At 54.5% G+C, this 16,488-nt stretch carries 18 protein-coding genes and 1 pseudogene; all 19 read right to left on the reverse strand.

The genetic code is table 11. The features are described 5' to 3' along the window. Positions 1-4 precede the first annotated feature (4 nt). Complete coding sequence (locus OYT1_RS01700; protein WP_062625631.1) at positions 5-532, reverse strand: OmpH family outer membrane protein; 528 nt, start codon at positions 530-532, stop codon at positions 5-7. Positions 533-553: 21 nt separating this feature from the next. After that, positions 554-2,845 carry an outer membrane protein assembly factor BamA gene (bamA, locus tag OYT1_RS01705; protein ID WP_062625630.1) on the reverse strand — a complete coding sequence of 764 codons (2,292 nt, stop codon included), beginning with the start codon at positions 2,843-2,845 and terminating at the stop codon, positions 554-556. Between the two features lie 4 nt (positions 2,846-2,849). Beyond that, on the reverse strand, positions 2,850-4,205 hold the full coding sequence (gene rseP / locus OYT1_RS01710; protein WP_062625629.1) for an RIP metalloprotease RseP: 1,356 nt from the start codon (positions 4,203-4,205) through the stop codon (positions 2,850-2,852). Between the two features lie 4 nt (positions 4,206-4,209). Then, positions 4,210-5,397, reverse strand: a complete 1,188-nt coding sequence (gene ispC / locus OYT1_RS01715; protein ID WP_062625628.1) for a 1-deoxy-D-xylulose-5-phosphate reductoisomerase — start codon at positions 5,395-5,397, stop codon at positions 4,210-4,212. Further along, positions 5,394-6,218 carry a phosphatidate cytidylyltransferase gene (locus OYT1_RS01720; RefSeq protein ID WP_062625627.1) on the reverse strand — a complete coding sequence of 275 codons (825 nt, stop codon included), beginning with the start codon at positions 6,216-6,218 and terminating at the stop codon, positions 5,394-5,396. Before OYT1_RS01720 ends, ispC begins: the two co-directional genes overlap by 4 nt. Continuing rightward, complete coding sequence (locus OYT1_RS01725; protein WP_062625626.1) at positions 6,211-6,975, reverse strand: isoprenyl transferase; 765 nt, start codon at positions 6,973-6,975, stop codon at positions 6,211-6,213. The genes OYT1_RS01720 and OYT1_RS01725 overlap by 8 nt, the downstream gene beginning before the upstream one ends. A 65-nt stretch (positions 6,976-7,040) precedes the next feature. Further along, positions 7,041-7,598 (reverse strand): ribosome recycling factor, encoded by a 558-nt coding sequence (gene frr, locus OYT1_RS01730; protein ID WP_062625625.1) that lies wholly within the window; start codon positions 7,596-7,598, stop codon positions 7,041-7,043. 30 nt (positions 7,599-7,628) lie between these two features. Next, positions 7,629-8,351 (reverse strand): UMP kinase, encoded by a 723-nt coding sequence (pyrH, locus tag OYT1_RS01735; protein ID WP_062625624.1) that lies wholly within the window; start codon positions 8,349-8,351, stop codon positions 7,629-7,631. Between the two features lie 3 nt (positions 8,352-8,354). Beyond that, on the reverse strand, positions 8,355-9,257 hold the full coding sequence (gene tsf, locus OYT1_RS01740) for a translation elongation factor Ts (RefSeq protein WP_062625623.1): 903 nt from the start codon (positions 9,255-9,257) through the stop codon (positions 8,355-8,357). A gap of 70 nt (positions 9,258-9,327) precedes the next feature. Further along, positions 9,328-10,056, reverse strand: coding sequence for a 30S ribosomal protein S2 (gene rpsB / locus OYT1_RS01745; RefSeq protein WP_062625622.1), 729 nt, complete (start codon positions 10,054-10,056; stop codon positions 9,328-9,330). 211 nt (positions 10,057-10,267) lie between these two features. Next, a complete protein-coding gene (locus OYT1_RS01750) occupies positions 10,268-11,026 on the reverse strand; it encodes a flagellar brake protein (protein ID WP_062625621.1) in 759 nt (252 codons plus the stop codon). A 16-nt stretch (positions 11,027-11,042) separates the two neighbouring features. Next, a complete protein-coding gene (locus OYT1_RS01755; protein WP_062625620.1) occupies positions 11,043-11,366 on the reverse strand; it encodes an EscU/YscU/HrcU family type III secretion system export apparatus switch protein in 324 nt (107 codons plus the stop codon). After that, entirely contained in the window at positions 11,350-12,363 is a 1,014-nt protein-coding gene (gene fliK, locus OYT1_RS01760; RefSeq protein WP_084611892.1) for a flagellar hook-length control protein FliK, read from the reverse strand. The genes OYT1_RS01755 and fliK overlap by 17 nt, the downstream gene beginning before the upstream one ends. 17 nt (positions 12,364-12,380) lie before the next feature. After that, positions 12,381-12,701 (reverse strand): flagellar protein FliT, encoded by a 321-nt coding sequence (locus OYT1_RS01765; protein ID WP_062625618.1) that lies wholly within the window; start codon positions 12,699-12,701, stop codon positions 12,381-12,383. Between the two features lie 3 nt (positions 12,702-12,704). After that, positions 12,705-13,154: a flagellar export chaperone FliS gene (gene fliS / locus OYT1_RS01770; RefSeq protein ID WP_062625617.1), complete on the reverse strand. Its 450-nt coding sequence runs from the start codon at positions 13,152-13,154 to the stop codon at positions 12,705-12,707. 11 nt (positions 13,155-13,165) lie between these two features. Then, positions 13,166-14,872, reverse strand: a complete 1,707-nt coding sequence (gene fliD, locus OYT1_RS01775; protein WP_232013210.1) for a flagellar filament capping protein FliD — start codon at positions 14,870-14,872, stop codon at positions 13,166-13,168. 15 nt (positions 14,873-14,887) lie between these two features. Then, positions 14,888-15,148: pseudogene (locus tag OYT1_RS14050) on the reverse strand (flagellar cap protein FliD N-terminal domain-containing protein); the annotation flags it as partial. A gap of 24 nt (positions 15,149-15,172) precedes the next feature. Beyond that, the gene (locus tag OYT1_RS01780; RefSeq protein WP_062625615.1) at positions 15,173-15,538 is read right to left on the reverse strand and encodes a flagellar protein FlaG; all 366 of its coding nucleotides are present in this window, start codon (positions 15,536-15,538) and stop codon (positions 15,173-15,175) included. 76 nt (positions 15,539-15,614) lie between these two features. Further along, on the reverse strand, positions 15,615-16,436 hold the full coding sequence (locus OYT1_RS01785; RefSeq protein WP_062625614.1) for a flagellin N-terminal helical domain-containing protein: 822 nt from the start codon (positions 16,434-16,436) through the stop codon (positions 15,615-15,617). Between the last annotated feature and the right edge of the window lie 52 nt (positions 16,437-16,488).

The following is a 16,488-nucleotide window of genomic DNA, read 5'->3' on the forward strand; positions in this document are numbered from 1 at the left end:
CGGCCTATTTTTTGGCAGCTTTGTCTTCTTCAGCAGCTAGGAATTTCAGCACCTTGTCGGTGATGTCGATTTTCGGTGTGTGGAATACGCGCGATTGCACATCCAACACTAGATCGAACTTCTCGGCCTCGGCGATGATTTGCAGGGCTTTACTGGCCTGTTCGAGCACGATGGCTAATTCCTCGCTCTTGCGCAGATTCAAATCCTCGTTGTATTCGCGCTGCATGCGTTGCAGATTGGAGTTCAAGTTGGCCAGTTCACGCTCCTTGCTGCGATGGGCTGCATCGGGAGGCGTGCCAGCTACCTTTTCCAGATAGGCTTGGATTTCCTTAGCCTGTTTTAGCAGCTTTTTGATTTCCTGATCGCGTGTCGAGAACTCTTTCTCAAGCTTGCTTTCAGCTCTTGCTGCCGGAACCGATTCGCGCAAAATGCGTTCGGTATCGACTACACCTGCCCGAAACTCTGCCGCGACTAACTGAGAACTAGTGATCAGCAGCAGCGCGGAAAATAAGGGTTTCGCTATGTTTAACATGTTTGACTCCTGATCTGACGGCTAGAACAGCGAACCCAGCGTGAACTGGAACATTTGCAGTCTATCACCCTGCTGTTTATTAATGGGCGTACCCACGCTGATTTTAAGTGGGCCGACGGGCGACAACCAAGCCAAGGCTACCCCTGTGGTGTAGCGGAAGCCAGCTACGCCAGCGGTGACGCCGCCCCCTGTTTGGCCATAGACCGCACCGGCATCGACGAAGGCGCTCATCCGTAATGAGGGGTCACGACCTTGTCCTGGAATGGGGAAAAGCAACTCGGCATTAGCTACGACACGTTTGGTGCCCCCGGTGGAAAAACCGCTCGCATCGATGGGGCCGAGTGAGTTGGGCTGATATCCTCGCACCGACCCGATGCCGCCTGCATAGAAATTCTTGAAGAACGGGAAGGTCTTATTGCCATAACCATTACCAAATCCAAGCTCGCCATTCAGCATGAAGGTCACGTCTCGGGCTACCGGATAAAACCATTGTTGTTGGAAATTGAGTTTGTAATATTGCTGACTGGAGATCGGCATGCTGATCTCGGTATAAGCACGGCGTACCGTGCCTTGCGTTGTGTAGATCGCGCTGTCTCGACTGTCGTGGTTTAAGCCTATGGTGGCCGATAGATTGCTAGTGGTCGCCCCGAAGGTGTTGATGTAATCAATGTAACGTTGGGGGGTTAGCGCTGTGATGCCCAATGTCGTGCGTTCGGCACTTAATCCATATTGTAGGGAGTCGTCGTCGTCCAGCGGAACACCAAAACGGATGCCTGTACCTATTGTGTCCGATAGGTAGCGTGCCATGACGGTGCCGTTGACGGTTTTGGTGGTGCGTTTATAGACATCAAAGCCGCGACTGATACCGGTATCCGTGTAGTATGGGTTGGTGTACGAGACGGAATAGACTTGGTTGATCTTACTCGTATTGACTTGTGTCGAAAGGAAATTGCCGGAGCCAAAAATATTACTCTGCGAGATCGAACCGCCCAAGATGAGTCCCTCACCACTGGACAGGCCGGCGCTGACATTCAAGCTGCCGGTGGATTTTTCCTTCACTGTGATATTTACATCGAGTTGATCCGCCGTACCTTGAATCGGCGGCGTCTCGATGTTGACTGCGCTAAAGTACTCTAGCCGATCGACTTTCTGCTTCGATTTCTTTAGCTTGGACGTGGCATACCACGCACTTTCCATTTGACGAAACTCCCGCCGGATCACTTCATCACGCGTCTTGGTATTGCCCGCGACATTGATGCGGCGAACATAGACTCGTTGCCCCGGTTCGCTGACGATGGTCAACGATGCGGTGTGCTTCTCTTTATCTAGTTCGGGAATGACATTCACATTGGCAAAAGCGTAACCGAGATCACCAAACTGTTCGGTGATCTTGCGGGTGGACTCGCTGATTTCTTTTCGTGAAAAGACCGAACCTGGCTTGATGGTCAATTGAGTGCGAGCCAGATCATGAGAGAGAACCTTCTCTCCGCCTGAGAACTTGATTTCAGAGACGGTGTATTTATCACCCTCTGTGACATTCACCGTGATGTAGATGTCTTGTTTGTCTGGGCTGATCGAGACTTGGGTAGAGTCGATGGTGAATTCGAGATAACCGTTATCTAGATAGTGCGAGCGTACAGTTTCCAAGTCGCCGGAAAGCTTTTGTTTGGAATACTGATCGTCCTTGGTTATCCAGCTTTTCCAATTCGACGTATTCAGCTTCATCATGTCTTGCAACTCGTCCCCGGGGAACGCGTGATTGCCAACGAAGTTGATCTGCTTGATCGTGGAAACGCCGCCTTCCATAACATCCAGATTGACGGCGACACGGTTACGCTCTAGTTCCGTGACTCTTCCCTTGACGGTCACTCCGTATTTACCGCGAGCTACATATTGGCGCTTTAATTCCTGCACGGCCTTATCGAGTGCTGATTTGTCGAAGATGCGGCCTTCAGCCAGTCCCACCATCTTCATCGAGTTACTTAGCTGATCTTTGGGGAAGTCTTTGACGCCCTCGATAGTTACACTGGCGATGGCTGGACGTTCGCGTACTAAGACCACCAGCACACCTTGCTCGACTTCCAAACGTACGTCTTTGAAGAAGCCAGTGGCGAACAAGGCACGAATGGCAGAGGCCGATTTGGTGTCGTCAAGCGTGTCGCCCACTTTGATTGGTAGGTAACTGAACACGGTGCCGGCTTCGGTACGTTGGATTCCCTCGACACGTATGTCTTTGACGACGAACGGCTCAATGGCTTGGCTAGGGGTGGCGTACAGCAGCGAAAGAAGAAGCGCGAGTTTCTTAAAATCCATTATTTCAACCTAAAATCAGGCGGCTGATGTCGTTGTATAACGCCATCGCCATCATGGTGACGAGTAGGGCAGTGCCCACTTTCTGTCCGATCTCCCATGTCCGTTCGGACACTGGGCTACCCTTGATCAACTCGACGGTATAATACAGCAAATGCCCTCCATCCAATAACGGAACCGGCATCAGGTTGAGGATGCCTAGGCTGATGCTGATCAGGGCAAGAAAGCCTAAGTAGGCAATCAAGCCCATCTGGGTGGATTGTCCCGCATAGTCGGCGATGGTGAGCGGGCCACTCAGATTCTTCATCGACACTTCGCCCGCGAGCATCTTTCCCATCATTTTCAGGCTGACTACGGCGGTTTCCCAAGTCTTGCGTATGGCTTGCGGCAGCGCTTCCACGGCGTTGTAGCGGACTTCGGTCAACATCGCCTCGAACAGTTTCCGATCCACCTGCGGTGCGGCACCGATCTTGCCCACGGTCAGCCCAGCCTCGTTGACGGACTCCGGTGTCAGGGTGATCGTCAATGGCGAACCGGCGCGCAGCAGTTCAAGTGCGAGTGGCTGGCCGGGGTGACTGCGAATGATCGTTACCAGCTCTTCCCAGAGCTTCACCTCTTTGCCTGAGGCGCGCAAGACCTGATCGCCCGTTTGCAGGCCAGCACGTTGAGCGACGCTGTTGTCCGCGAGTTTGCCGAAGACGGGGTAGATCGTCGGCTGCCAGGGTTGTAAGCCCAGATTCTTCAGGAAGTCACCATCCAGATCAGCTGGCTTGAGGCTGGATGCGTCGAGTCGGTGGCGAAGCGTCATGCCTTCTGCGGTGAGTGCCTCAATTTCAATTGGGGCGTCTTTCAGAGCCGCATCCAGCAACATCCAGCGTGCTTCCTGCCACGTTGGTACGGCTTCACCATTGATGCTGCTAAGGGTTTCTCGTTCTAACAGCCCAGCACTGGCGGCAGGGGTCTGCGGCGGGATCGTTCCCAGCATGGGCTTGAGTCCGGGCACGCCGTGCAGGAACATCGCCCAGTAGAGCACGATGGCTAGCAGCAAGTTGGCGACCGGTCCTGCGACGACGATGGCCATGCGCTTGAACACCGACTGACGGTTGAAGGCGCGCGGCAGCTCGTACTCGGCGACGTTGCCTTCGCGTTCATCCAGCATTTTGACGTAGCCGCCTAGCGGCAGGGCGGAGAGCGTCCATTCCGTGTCGCTGTGCGCAAAGCGTTTGCTGTAGATGACTTTGCCGAAACCGACCGAGAAGCGCAGCACTTTCACGCCGCACCAACGCGCTACCCAGTAGTGTCCCAGCTCATGGAACACCACCAGTACCGCGATGGTGAGCAGGAAGGACAGCAGGGTGTTCATATGTTCAATGGAACGATGGCATCAGTTCCAGCGCTGTGGCGCGGGCATCTGCATCGGCGGTTAGCACGTCTTCTACTGCGGTCACTGCCTTGACCGGCAAGCGTTCCAGCACGGCTTCGATCAAACGCGGGATGGCAAGGAATGGAATCTGGCGATCTAGGAAGGCGGCAACGGCTACTTCGTTTGCTGCATTCAGAATGGAAGGCGCAGTTCCTGCTGCGCGCAACGCCTGATAGGCCAACGCGAGGCAGCGGAAACGCTCGAAATCCGGCGCGACGAAATTGAGTTGGGCGATTTTGAACAAGTCGAGTGGCGCGACTCCCGCATCGATGCGCTCTGGATAGGCCAGCCCATAGGCGATGGGCGTGCGCATGTCTGGATTGCCAAGTTGCGCCAGCACCGAGCCATCCACGTATTGCACCAGCGAGTGGATCACGCTTTGCGGATGTACCACGACTTGGATGCTGTCAGCAGGTGCGTTGAACAGCCAGTGTGCTTCGATGACTTCCAGCCCCTTGTTCATCATGGAGGCGGAGTCCACCGAGATCTTGCGACCCATGCTCCAGTTCGGGTGGGCACAGGCTTGCTCCGGCGTGACATGGTGTAGCTCGGATAGTGGCGTGTTGCGGAACGGGCCGCCAGAGGCGGTGAGCAATATCTTACTGATGCCTGAGGTGGTTAGGTCTCCGCCATAGTTGTGCGGCATCGATTGAAAGATAGCGTTGTGCTCGCTGTCGATGGGCAGTAGCACGGAGCCGCTGGCGCGTACGGCGTCCATGAAAACAGCGCCCGCCATCACTAATGTCTCTTTGTTTGCCAACAAGATCTTTTTGCCTGCGTGGGCAGCAGCGAGCGTTGGGCGTAATCCGGCGGCGCCAACGATGGCCGCCATCACGGCATCGACTTCGGCGGCAGCGGATACTTGCTCCAATGCAGCAACGCCCGTCAGGACTTGAGTGGCAGAGCCTGCGCTACGCAAATTGGCAGACAGCCGCTCGGCAGCAGCTTCGTCTAGCAATACGGCGAATTTGGGTGCGAATTGCTGGCATTGCTCAAGCAGCATGCCATCCTGCTGGTTGGCGGTGAGTGCGTAGATGCGATAGCGATCCGGGTGGCGGGCGACAACGTCTAGGGTGCTTTTTCCGATGCTGCCGGTGGAGCCGAGTACGGTGAGTGTGGTGAGCTTGCTCATGCCAGTGTCTGTAACAAAATGACCAGTGCGGCCAGGGGTAGAGTGGAGGTCAATGCGTCGATACGATCGAGTAGGCCGCCGTGTCCGGGTAGGAGTGACCCGCTATCTTTTACACCAGCTTGGCGTTTGATGAGTGACTCGAATAAGTCACCTATGACAGACAGGCCGACCCACCACCAAGCCGCTACGACTACGGAGGGGAAGATCAGGTACTGATGATATAGGCCGCTGTACCAAGCGACAGCCACTACATAGATCGTGACGCCGAGCATGGCACCAGCCACACCCTCCCATGTCTTGCCGGGACTGATGGCGGCAGCGAGTTTGTGCTTGCCGAAGCGTCTTCCGGCGAAATAGGCGGCACTGTCGGCAACCCAGACGAGTCCCATCAAGCCGAGCAATAGCCACGGGCTGATGGTGCGCAAGTCGAGCATGGCAAGGCCGGTAGGCAGCAGTAGTGCCCAGCCGGTGATGCCCATTAGCCAGGGGTTGCTTGGTTTCCAGTTCGCGATCATCCACGCAGGAATGATGAATATCCACAGCAGTGCAGAGATGATATAGAGCGCAAGCTTGGGGAGAAACTGAGATTGGGCGGGTGCAAATAACTCGAAAGCGAGTAAGGCGAGAACCAATAAGAGAGAAATTGCGCGGAACTTGCTAGCTTCACCGCCCTCCAGCTTGGCAAGTGTCGTCCATTCTGCGATACCTTGCATCAGCATGACCCCCACCAAAATCGCCCAGCCCCAGCTGGGTAAGGCGAATAGCGCTAACAGCAGCAGCGCCAGTAGGACGATTGCGGTGAGGACGCGCTGTTTAAGCACCCGGCGTTTCCTGCTTGAGTTGTTCGCTGATACGTCCGAAACGTCGCTCTCGATGCTGGTAGGAAGCGATGGCTTTGTCCAGTTCGGCGCGGTTGAATGCGGGCCATAGCGTGTCGGTAAAATACAGTTCGGTGTAAGCCAGTTGCCAGAGCAGGAAGTTACTGATGCGTTGCTCGCCACCGGTGCGGATGAATAAATCTGGCTCCGGTGCGTAGTTCATGGATAGATAGGGGGTCAGAGCTTCCTCATCGAATCCGGCTGAGGCTTCTGGGTGCTCCTTAAGCAAGGTCTGCATTGCCTGCATCACGTCCCAGCGGCCTCCGTAATTAGCGGCTACGGTGAAGGTAAGTGCGGTGTTGTTGGCAGTTAGCGCTTCGGTCTCCTCGATCATCTGATTGAGCTTGTCGCCCAGACGACTGCGGTCGCCGATGATCTTCAGGCGGACATTGTCCTTGTGCAGATGTTTGAACTCGCGCTGAAGTACCTTGACGAAAAGCTCCATCAGGAACGAGACCTCGTCCGCAGGGCGGCGCCAGTTCTCACTGCTGAAGGCGAAAACCGTCAGGTAGTCAATCTTCATGTCGAGGCAGGTCAGCACCAATTCGCGCAATGTTTTCACGCCACGCTGATGTCCTGCAACTCGGGGTAGGAAGCGCTGTTTGGCCCAGCGCCCATTGCCATCCATGATGACCGCGATGTGGCGCGGCACGCTAGGTGCATCAGGAATGGTGAGGGTGGGGCTTTTGAACAGTGCCATGGATGCCTACCTTGTGTGTATCTGTACCTGCAAGCAGAAAGCACGTAACGTGCCTATCTGCTACCTTAAACCGCCATCAGGTCGGCTTCCTTGACTTGCAGTGCCTTGTCGATCTCGGCAACGAAGCGATCGGTCAACTTCTGGATGTCGTCTTGTGCACGACGCTCGTCGTCTTCGCTGATGGATTTATCCTTGAGCAGCTTTTTAAGTTGCTCATTGCCGTCACGACGGATATTGCGTACGGCGACCTTGCCGTTCTCGGCTTCGCCACGTACCACCTTGATCAGGTCGCGGCGGCGTTCTTCGGTCAGCATCGGCATCGGGACGCGGATGATGTTGCCCTGTGATGCGGGGTTCAGGCCTAGATCGGAGTCACGAATGGCGCGTTCGATGGGGCCACTCATGTTCTTTTCAAAGGGCTGTACACCGATGGTGCGCGAGTCGATCAAGGTCACACTCGCAACCTGATTGATGGGCATCGGGCTACCGTAATAATCCACGGTGACGTGATCTAGAATGCCCGTGTGGGCGCGACCGGTGCGAACCTTGCCGAAGTCTGTTTTTAGCGTTTCCAGCGAACGGGTCATCTTCTGTTCGGCGGTTTTCTTGACATCAGAAATCATCGTGTGTCTCCTTGAGCCAGCAATGCTTGATTACAAGTGTACCAGCGTGCCTTCACCTTCACCCATGACGACGCGCTTGAGCGCGCCCAGTTTGAAGATACTGAACACGATGATAGGCAGGTTTTGGTCGCGGCACAGTGTCAGTGCGGTGGCGTCCATCACCTTGAGATTTTTGGCGATCGCCTCATCGAAGCTGAGCTTTTCATAGCGTGTCGCGCTCGGGTCTTTCTTTGGGTCGGCCGTGTAGATGCCGTCCACCTTGGTCGCCTTGATGACGACATCCGCTGACATTTCCACGCCGCGGAGTGCGGCAGCGGTGTCAGTGGTGAAGAAGGGGTTGCCGGTGCCTGCGCCGAAGATGACGACCGTGCCTTCTTCCAGGTAGCGCAAGGCTTTGCCGCGAATGAACGGCTCGGCGACTTGCTCCAGATTCAGCGCGGACTGCACGCGGCATTCCAGTCCTTGATGCTTCATGGCATCCTGCAACGCCATCGCGTTCATCACGGTGGCGAGCATGCCCATGTAATCGGCGGTAGCGCGATCCATCCCGGCAGCAGCAGGTGCTACTCCCCGGAAGATGTTGCCGCCGCCGATGACGATGGCCACCTGCACCCCAAGCGCGACCACCTCGCCGATTTCGGCCACGATGCGTTCGATCACGCCACGGTTGATACCGTAGCTATCATCGCCCATCAGGGCTTCGCCGGAAAGTTTGAGCAGGATGCGCTTGTAGGCTGGGGTGGTATTCGTCATGGTTTAACCCTTGTTGGCTGCGGCAATGGTGGCGGCGACTTCAGCGGCGTAATCTTCCACCACTTTTTCGATACCTTCGCCCACGACAAACATCTGGAAGGCGGCTACGGAAGCGGCTTGAGCTTTCAGCAGTTGTTCGATGGTTTGCTTGCCGTCTTCAGCCTTGACGAAGATTTGGCCCAGCAGCGTCATTTCCTTGAGGAATTTCTGCACAGTACCTTCGGCGATCTTTTCCAGCATCGCTTCGGGTTTGCCAGCTTCGCGAGCCTTTTCGATGGCGATACGACGCTCGGTCTCGATGTCTTCCGCATTCACGCCGGAAGCGTCGATGGCCTTGGGCTTACTTGCGGCGATGTGCATCGCGATGTCGCGACCCAACGTGTCGCTGCCGCCAGCGTATTCAACCATTACGCCGATCTTGCTGCCGTGCAGGTAGGTGGCCAGCTTGCCTGTGGTGGTCGCGTAGCGGGTGAAGCGGCGCACAGTTACATTCTCGCCAATCTTCATTACCAGTGCTTTGCGAGCTTCTTCGATAGTGCCGGTGCCGTTGGCAATAGCTAGGTCGGACAAGGCGGCGATGTCAGTCGGATCTTGCTCGGTCACAGTTTGTGCGACATTGCGGGCAAAGGCATTGAAGTCGTCGTTCTTGGCGACGAAATCGGTTTCGCAGTTCACTTCGACTACGGCGCCGGACTTGCCGTCGGTGCTTACGAATGCGCTGACCACGCCTTCGGCAGTGATGCGAGAGGCAGCCTTGGTGGCTTTCGCGCCGCTCTTGATGCGCAGCAGCTCTTCAGCTGCCTTGGCATCGCCATTGGTTTCGATCAGGGCCTTCTTGCATTCCATCATGCCGAGGCCAGTCGCCCCACGTAGTGCCATCACCATGCTTGCGGTAATTTCCGCCATCTTTAACTCCTTGACTCGTTGAATAGTTACAAAAAAGGGGGCTTGCGCCCCCTTGTTTATCTGCGGGGAATTAAGCTGCTACTTCCGCATCGGCGACTTTAGCCACCAGATCGCTCAGTGCCTGAGCGCGACCTTCCAATACAGCATCAGCCACGCCGCGTGCGTACAGGCGAATTGCTTGGCTGGAGTCATCGTTACCCGGAACGATGAAGTCCACGCCCAGCGGTGAGTGGTTGGTATCGACGATGCCGATGACTGGGATGCCCAGCTTCTGCGCTTCAACGATGGTGCCCTTTTGGTAGCCAACGTCTATCACGAAGATCGCTTGTGGTAGGCCAGGCATATCCTTGATGCCGCCCAAGCTACGCTCCAGCTTTTCCAGTTCGCGCTTAAACATCAGGCCTTCCTTTTTGGAAACCTTGTCGATGGTGCCATCTTCCATCATGCTTTCCAGTTCCTTCAGGCGCTTGATAGACAGTTGCACGGTCTTGAAGTTGGTCAGCATGCCGCCCAGCCAGCGATGGTCAACGTAAGGGCAGCTTGCGCGTTGCGCTTCTTCCTTGATGATTTCGCGTGCTTGGCGCTTGGTAGCGACGAACAATACTGAGCCCTTATCGGCGGACAACTTGCGCACGAATTTCAGCGCATCGTTGAACATCGGTACGGTCTTTTCCAGATTGATGATGTGAATCTTGTTGCGGTGGCCGAAAATGAACGGAGCCATCTTCGGGTTCCAGAAACGGGTTTGGTGACCGAAGTGGACACCGGCTTCCAGCATTTGACGCATCGTTACAGACATACTTACTCCATGATTGTTAAGGGTTAGCTCTTTCCACTGTTCCGCTAGACCCTTGCGGGCACCCCAACCGGATCAGTGTGTGAATTCTGCCGCCTTACCGACTAAAAATGATCGGTGGCCAAGCAGGGCGCGGATTATACCCCAAGCAGCGGATGTGACTCAATAAATTAGCGCTTTTGCGCTAGGTTCGGGCAGCTCTGGGGGGCGGTGTTTAGTCGTCACGCTGTAGCTGCATCAGAGAAATGAAGCGTTGCAGCATGATTTCACTTGCGCCATCCAGTTTCTGGAATTCGCAGCCAGCACGTTTTTGTGTCGAGCCATCTGGTGCGAGGACTTCAAACGAGTTTTTTACTTTGATGGAGGCGGTGAGGGTGCCTACATCGGGCAATTCAATTTGGCAGTTTGGGTAGATGTTGCCAGGAAGTAACTCGATGTTGTGCTCTTCACACACCAAGGCGACGCCGCCGACACTGATGTCCATGATGGTGACTTGTTGTTCCGGCGGGATGACCTGTGGGTCGGAAGTTGTAATCACGCACTGGAGCGGATTTTGGAATGGAGTAGGTAAGCGGAAGTAGTCGCGCCGCTGCATGCGCAAGATGGATTTAGGTAGTGGAATGTACAGCGCATTCTGATCATTATGGTGAGCAGTTTCCACTTTACTTGCGCTGAATTGCACTCTTACCTGATAGTGTGAACTGACGAAGATCGCATCCTTGCTCTCCAGAGCGGCGCTGTTCTCTGAGTCCAAATTGCTGGCTCCTAGCCATAAGCCACTTTCATTGACGTCGAGCACGGTGGTGAGTAGGAAATTCGCGCCATCGTTAAAGAACAGCGCCGAGCGGCTTTGCTTGTGTTCGATGGTGTGCAGAATGAATAGAATCTCCTTCTGCGAAGTTATCAGGAACTGCTGCTCCTCTTCATGGGAGAGTCGTGCGATATTGAGCGGGATTTCAGGTTCTTTGTACATCGTTTTCTCATTCCACTTAGACTTGTTTCGATTGTGACTTGCTGACTTGTTCTGCAATTGTGAGATCAGAGGGGATTTTCCCATGCTCTAACCGATATAGCCAAGCTAGCAGCTCGGCTACTGCTAGGTATAGTTGTGGCGGGATCTGCTGATCTAGCTCCACTTGCATTAACAGGCCGACCATATCTTCTGATTCGTGCACGAACACGCCACTTTCTTTTGCGCGCTCAATGATGGCTTCGGCGATGAGGCCGCGCCCCTTGGCGACTACTTTAGGTGCTGTGTCATTGCCATGGTAAGCGAGGGCGACCGCCATCTGCCGTTTATTCGGCTGTACCATGTTCGCTCACTTGTGTGCTGATGACGGAAATGCCGCGTTCGGTGAGTGCTGCGACTAGTTCTGAGCTGGCGTTGCCCAAGGTAGTGCGCGTCTGCCCTTCGGGGGAGGCTAGTTGCAAACTAAGCCCCCGATCAGTCAGTCTAAGCTGTGCTGAGACCTCCCCTAGGTTCGGTAACTCTAGATGGATTTGCGTTACCCACTGGTGTTCGCTTTCGTCATTGGCTTGTCGCGGTGCTTCTCCATGAATTTCCCATTGCATCTCTTGCCCTTGCCAGACTTGCCCTTGCCACATCACTTGGCCTGTATCCAGTGCATTGAGTTGTTGCTGTACTAGATTCTGTACATGGTTGGGGGTGCTCGATAAGTGGCTGCTTATGTTGTGATCTGTTTGCGCTAGGATTTGGCGAGCGGATTCCGCACCGTTGGATAGCTTTGCCTGCTCGGGCGTTAGGTTCTGGGGTTCTTGCAACAATTGAGCAGTGCTGCGGTTACCTTCCAGCCATTGCACTTGGTGCGACTCATAAAATAGGCCGCTTTGGCTGAGCGCATCAAGTAGCTTGCCCGCGAGTTGCGGTACATCTGGCGGCTGTGATTGTAACCACAACGCCTGTCCTTGGGCGGCCTGCACCTTCGCACGCTCCGGTGGCTGTTGCGACAAAGCCGAGAATAGGCGAGCAGCAAGACTGAGTTGATCTGGTGTGGATAGGGGGTTGGTCGAGGCCGACATGGTGAATGTCAGCTTAGGTTGGAGCGAGACGACCTCCAGTTCGACTTGGTCGCCCGTACGCATATTCGAGGGCAGAGACATTTGAAGGGAGTGGTCTGCAACTCGAACTCGGAATATGCCGGCGGCAACTTGTGCTTGCACGTGGCCTTGCATCTTCTGGCCGATTTCAAAATTGGTGCTGACTGGCGCGACATCCGTCACGCCAGTGACCAGCGGACGCTGGCTAAGGGCGAGTTGCTGAATGGAGGTAAATAGCTGGGTAGGTAGCATCTCCGTCCATCACGTGACTACTGTCCAGCGGAATAAGCTTGTTGTAGGCGGCGCTCGCTACGGGCACTGGTCATGATGCGCTGGAGTTGTTCCATCCACACTTCGGTCCGATTGCGAATCTCGGCATCATCTGCCAAGATCTTTTTGATGAGCGCCACCTTGCGCTGACGAGTCTCTTCATCCGTAGGAGGCGATGGCTGAGCTTTCATTACCTCTACCCGTTCACTACACTTGTGCTCCAACTCGACCAGATGATCCCATTCGCCTTGTTTGGCGGCATCACGCATCTGTCCAGTGATCCCAGACAGATATTCGTAATTGTCGAGTACGGCGCTCATGACTCAGATCCTATCGTAGGTCATTGCTGCGCGACTCGGAGCGGTTGGATACGCAGCGGTTTGAACAGCTGGACGTTTGATACTTTCCCAAGCGCCTTGCAGGTCAATCAGTAGTCTTTCGACTTCGTCCAAAATGGCCAAGTCGTTGCTGATGTTGGCTTGGACCAAGCGCTGAATCATATAGCCATAGAGATCAAACAGATTCTGCGCGATTTCGCCACCGACTTCACGATCCAAGCTTGCCTGCAGCCCACTACCAATCAGAGAGATAGCGCGGCTAATAGACGCCCCCTTGGCTGCAATTTCCTTTTGGGCGATCTGACGCTTGGCGTTGTCTATGCTTGCTACGGAGGCTTGATAAAGCATGATGATCAGGTCATGCGGAGATGCTCCAGCGATATTCGATTCTACGCCAACCTTGTTGTAGGCATTGATTCCTTGTGTTGCGACCATGATTGTCTCCCTCAGAGCTTGCTTAATTGTTGTGAGAGGTAGCTGCTGGTAGTGCTCATTTTGCCAAGCATGGCATCAAGAGATGAGTACTGTTTGCGTAAGCGTGCCTCAATGACGGTCATGCGTACATTCATCGAGTCGATTTGCTTGCCTATATCACGGACTGAGTTGGTGAGGCCATCGGTGCGAGAGGTCAAGGAGCCATTCGAGGCAAGTGCAGTCGTGGCGATTTGGTTCAGTTGGTAGGCGTAGCCCTGCGAATAGCTCACGGTGCCGCGTGATCCAAGCGCTCCTCCGCTGATAGTCAATGACAATCCATTTGAGTTTCCTGTGGTCGAAACTAGCGAACGGCCTGAGCCGATAATGCTGGTGCCATCAATACTGCCTTCGACATTTAGCCCTGAAGTCGAGGTTGGTGTCGCTCCAAGCAGGTTGCTTGCTCCGTTGCCGCCAGTGACGGATACGCTGGAAGAGGAGCCATAGGTATTGGATGTGATACTAATTACACCACTGGCTTGCCCAACGCCAACCGAGACTCCTGCGGCAGATAGCGCACTGACACCGTTGATTTTTGCTTGTACCTCGGCGGCGAGCGAGGTTGCGGTGTAAGTCCCTGCACTTAAGGTAATCGACGACGCAACACCGTTTACAGTCAAATCTATGGTGTCATTCGCTCCCGCTGTGATGGTTGTGCCTGCGGCAGCAGAGCCGGTCAAGCTGCCTTGCGTAGCCAACTGGCTGATGCTAACTGCATAGCTCCCTGGTTTAGTCGATACACTGCCGGAGCTAAAGCTGACCAAGCTATCAGTAGCGCTGCCAGAAGCGGCAAAAATGCTGGCGACGTCTTTCGCATTGCTGCTGATGGCTGCGCTTAATTTTGTGGAGTTGAGCGCCAGCGACCCGTCAGGCTGAAAGCTAACCCCAATTTGAGACAGCGTATTGACCGTACTGCCATTGTTGGAGAGAGGGGTGCTCAGGACGCTACGAATTTGGCTTTGTAATGAGCGGATCAGAGCATCGCCATGTAGCGGTGCAGTAGAGCCAACCACGCCACTAGCTAGAGCGCTGCTCAAAGACTTGTTCAGCGTGTTGAAAGCATCCACGAAGCCCTGAACGGATTTGGTGGCAGCACTATTATCTGTGGCTACATCTAGCGAAACTGGCGAAGTGCTTGGTTTTTTTAGCGTCAGAGTGACACCGGCAATTGCATCGGTGATGATGTTGCTGCTTTTGCTGATGCTAATGCCATCAACCTTGAATAAGGCATTTTGAGCGGTAGCGGTTTCGGCTAGGCTTTGGGTGCCGGCGGGGTCGTGTGCGAGCAGACTACTCAAGCCGGCATCGCCAGCAACAGAAATCTTCACACTGTTACTGCTGCCCATATTGTTGGAGCTTAACGCTAAGCGGTAGGGAGTGCCACTTCCATCATTTACGATGGATGCAGTAACGCCGATTTTGGCTGTGTTGATTGCGTCACGGATGCCCTGCAAAGAATTGTTGGTGGCATCAATAGTGACCGTACCACTGCTTGCGCCGCTATTGGTAAAGCTCGCCCCTGTGTATTTCCCGGTGACAGAGTCAAAGGTTCCGCCGCTGATGCTACCGAAGTCGAAGGTGAGGGTCCCGTTACCTATAGCGGTGGTTGTGCTGAGTTGCCCTGCCGTTGCGAGCTTTTGCGCTTGTGCAATTTTGGTGATTTCAACTGAATAGCTGCCCAAAGTGGACGAACTCCCTGCCGTTGCCGAAAACACCGAAGTGTCGCCGGAAGTGGCAGAGGTCGTCTGGAAGCTGCTGGCACTCGCCATTGAGCCAACGGTAGTCTGGAATGCAGAGACTGCGCTCTTGATATTTCCCATTGCAGACAGCTTGGCCTGATAGCTAGTTTGCTTGGCGGTCAACAAAGTGACCGGACGTCTTTCAACGCCCATCAGCGAGGTGACCAAGCCATTAACATCTATCATGCCACCCGAAGTGATACTAGTAGTGGTTGCCATGATGAGTACCCTTACCTTTCTTCGTTACGCACTTTGCTTAACGAGCAATCCCTGCTGGAAGCGGTCTATAGCCTTAGCTATAGAAAGTGCCTCTTCGGAGGGGAATTGCTTGATTACTTCTCCAGTCTTTGATTCAACGACTTTAACGACAACACGTTTCGTGTCGTTATCAATGCTGAATTGCAGATTGGAGTTGATCTCCTTCATTGAACTGTTGATCTTGTCCACCGCACCTTGCAGTTGAGCTGGAGTGGGCTCGACTGATTTTTGCGTTACGGCAGTGGCGCTCTGTGCCTCAGTCGAAGATGCCGCTGGGGGCGAGGGATTTACCCCCTCTACGCCAGCCCATCCTGACTTGGATACACTAGTTGTCGCATTCTGGATGTACATTTTGCTTCTCCTTTAACCAAAATCCCAGCCGAAACATCGGTTTCGGCTGGGATTTTTAGCTACCAGCCTAACCAGTTTAGCGTAACAGAGACATCACGCTATTGGGGGCGGTGTTCGCCTGTGCCAACATCGCGGTGCCAGCTTGTTGCAGAATCTGCGCGCGAGTCAGGTTGGCTGTTTCTGCAGCGTAATCAGTGTCCATGATGCGGCTGCGAGCAGCAGTCAGGTTCTCTGCAGCATTAGATACGTTGCTGATGATAGCCTCGAAGCGCGACTGGGTGGCACCAAAGGTTGCGCGTAGCGAGTTGATGTTACCTATCGCTGTATCCATCGTGGTGATTTCGGTCTGGGCGGCAGCGGTCGAAGCCAAGCCAGCTGCTGTCGCAATCACACCACTACCAGCAGCAGTCGATAGCGAACCCGTGGTCACAGTAATCGTTTCGGCATTATTTGCACCGATCTGGAAGGTCAGCGAGGTGCCGCCGGTCAACAAAACCTGTCCGTTGAATTTGCTAGCTCCAAGCACGCGAAGGTTTTCTGCATCCAGTGCCTGATACTCAGAATTCAGGGAAGCCAAGTCGCCGGAGGCAGTGGCGTTAGACGCCTGCACTGCCAATTCACGCATCCGCTGCAAATTGTTACCGATGATACCAAGCGCGCCTTCAGCAGTCTGAGCAAGTGAGATGCCGTCGTTGGCATTGCGCACCGCAACATTCAGTCCCTTGATCTGGGCGTTCATGCGCTCGGCGATGGCTAGTCCTGCTGCATCGTCTTTGGCGCTATTCACGCGAAGGCCAGAAGACAGGCGTTGCAGTGATGTGTTCAAGGCACCTTGGGAGCTATTAAGGTTGCGCTGTGCGTTCAGAGCCGCAATATTGGTGTTGATATAGGAAGCCATTTTCGTTCTCCTTTACATTAATCACTGCGATTATGCTTTGGTCTGCATAAGC

The organism is Ferriphaselus amnicola (assembly GCF_000974685.2).
Classification (GTDB): Bacteria; Pseudomonadota; Gammaproteobacteria; order Burkholderiales; family Gallionellaceae; genus Ferriphaselus; species Ferriphaselus amnicola.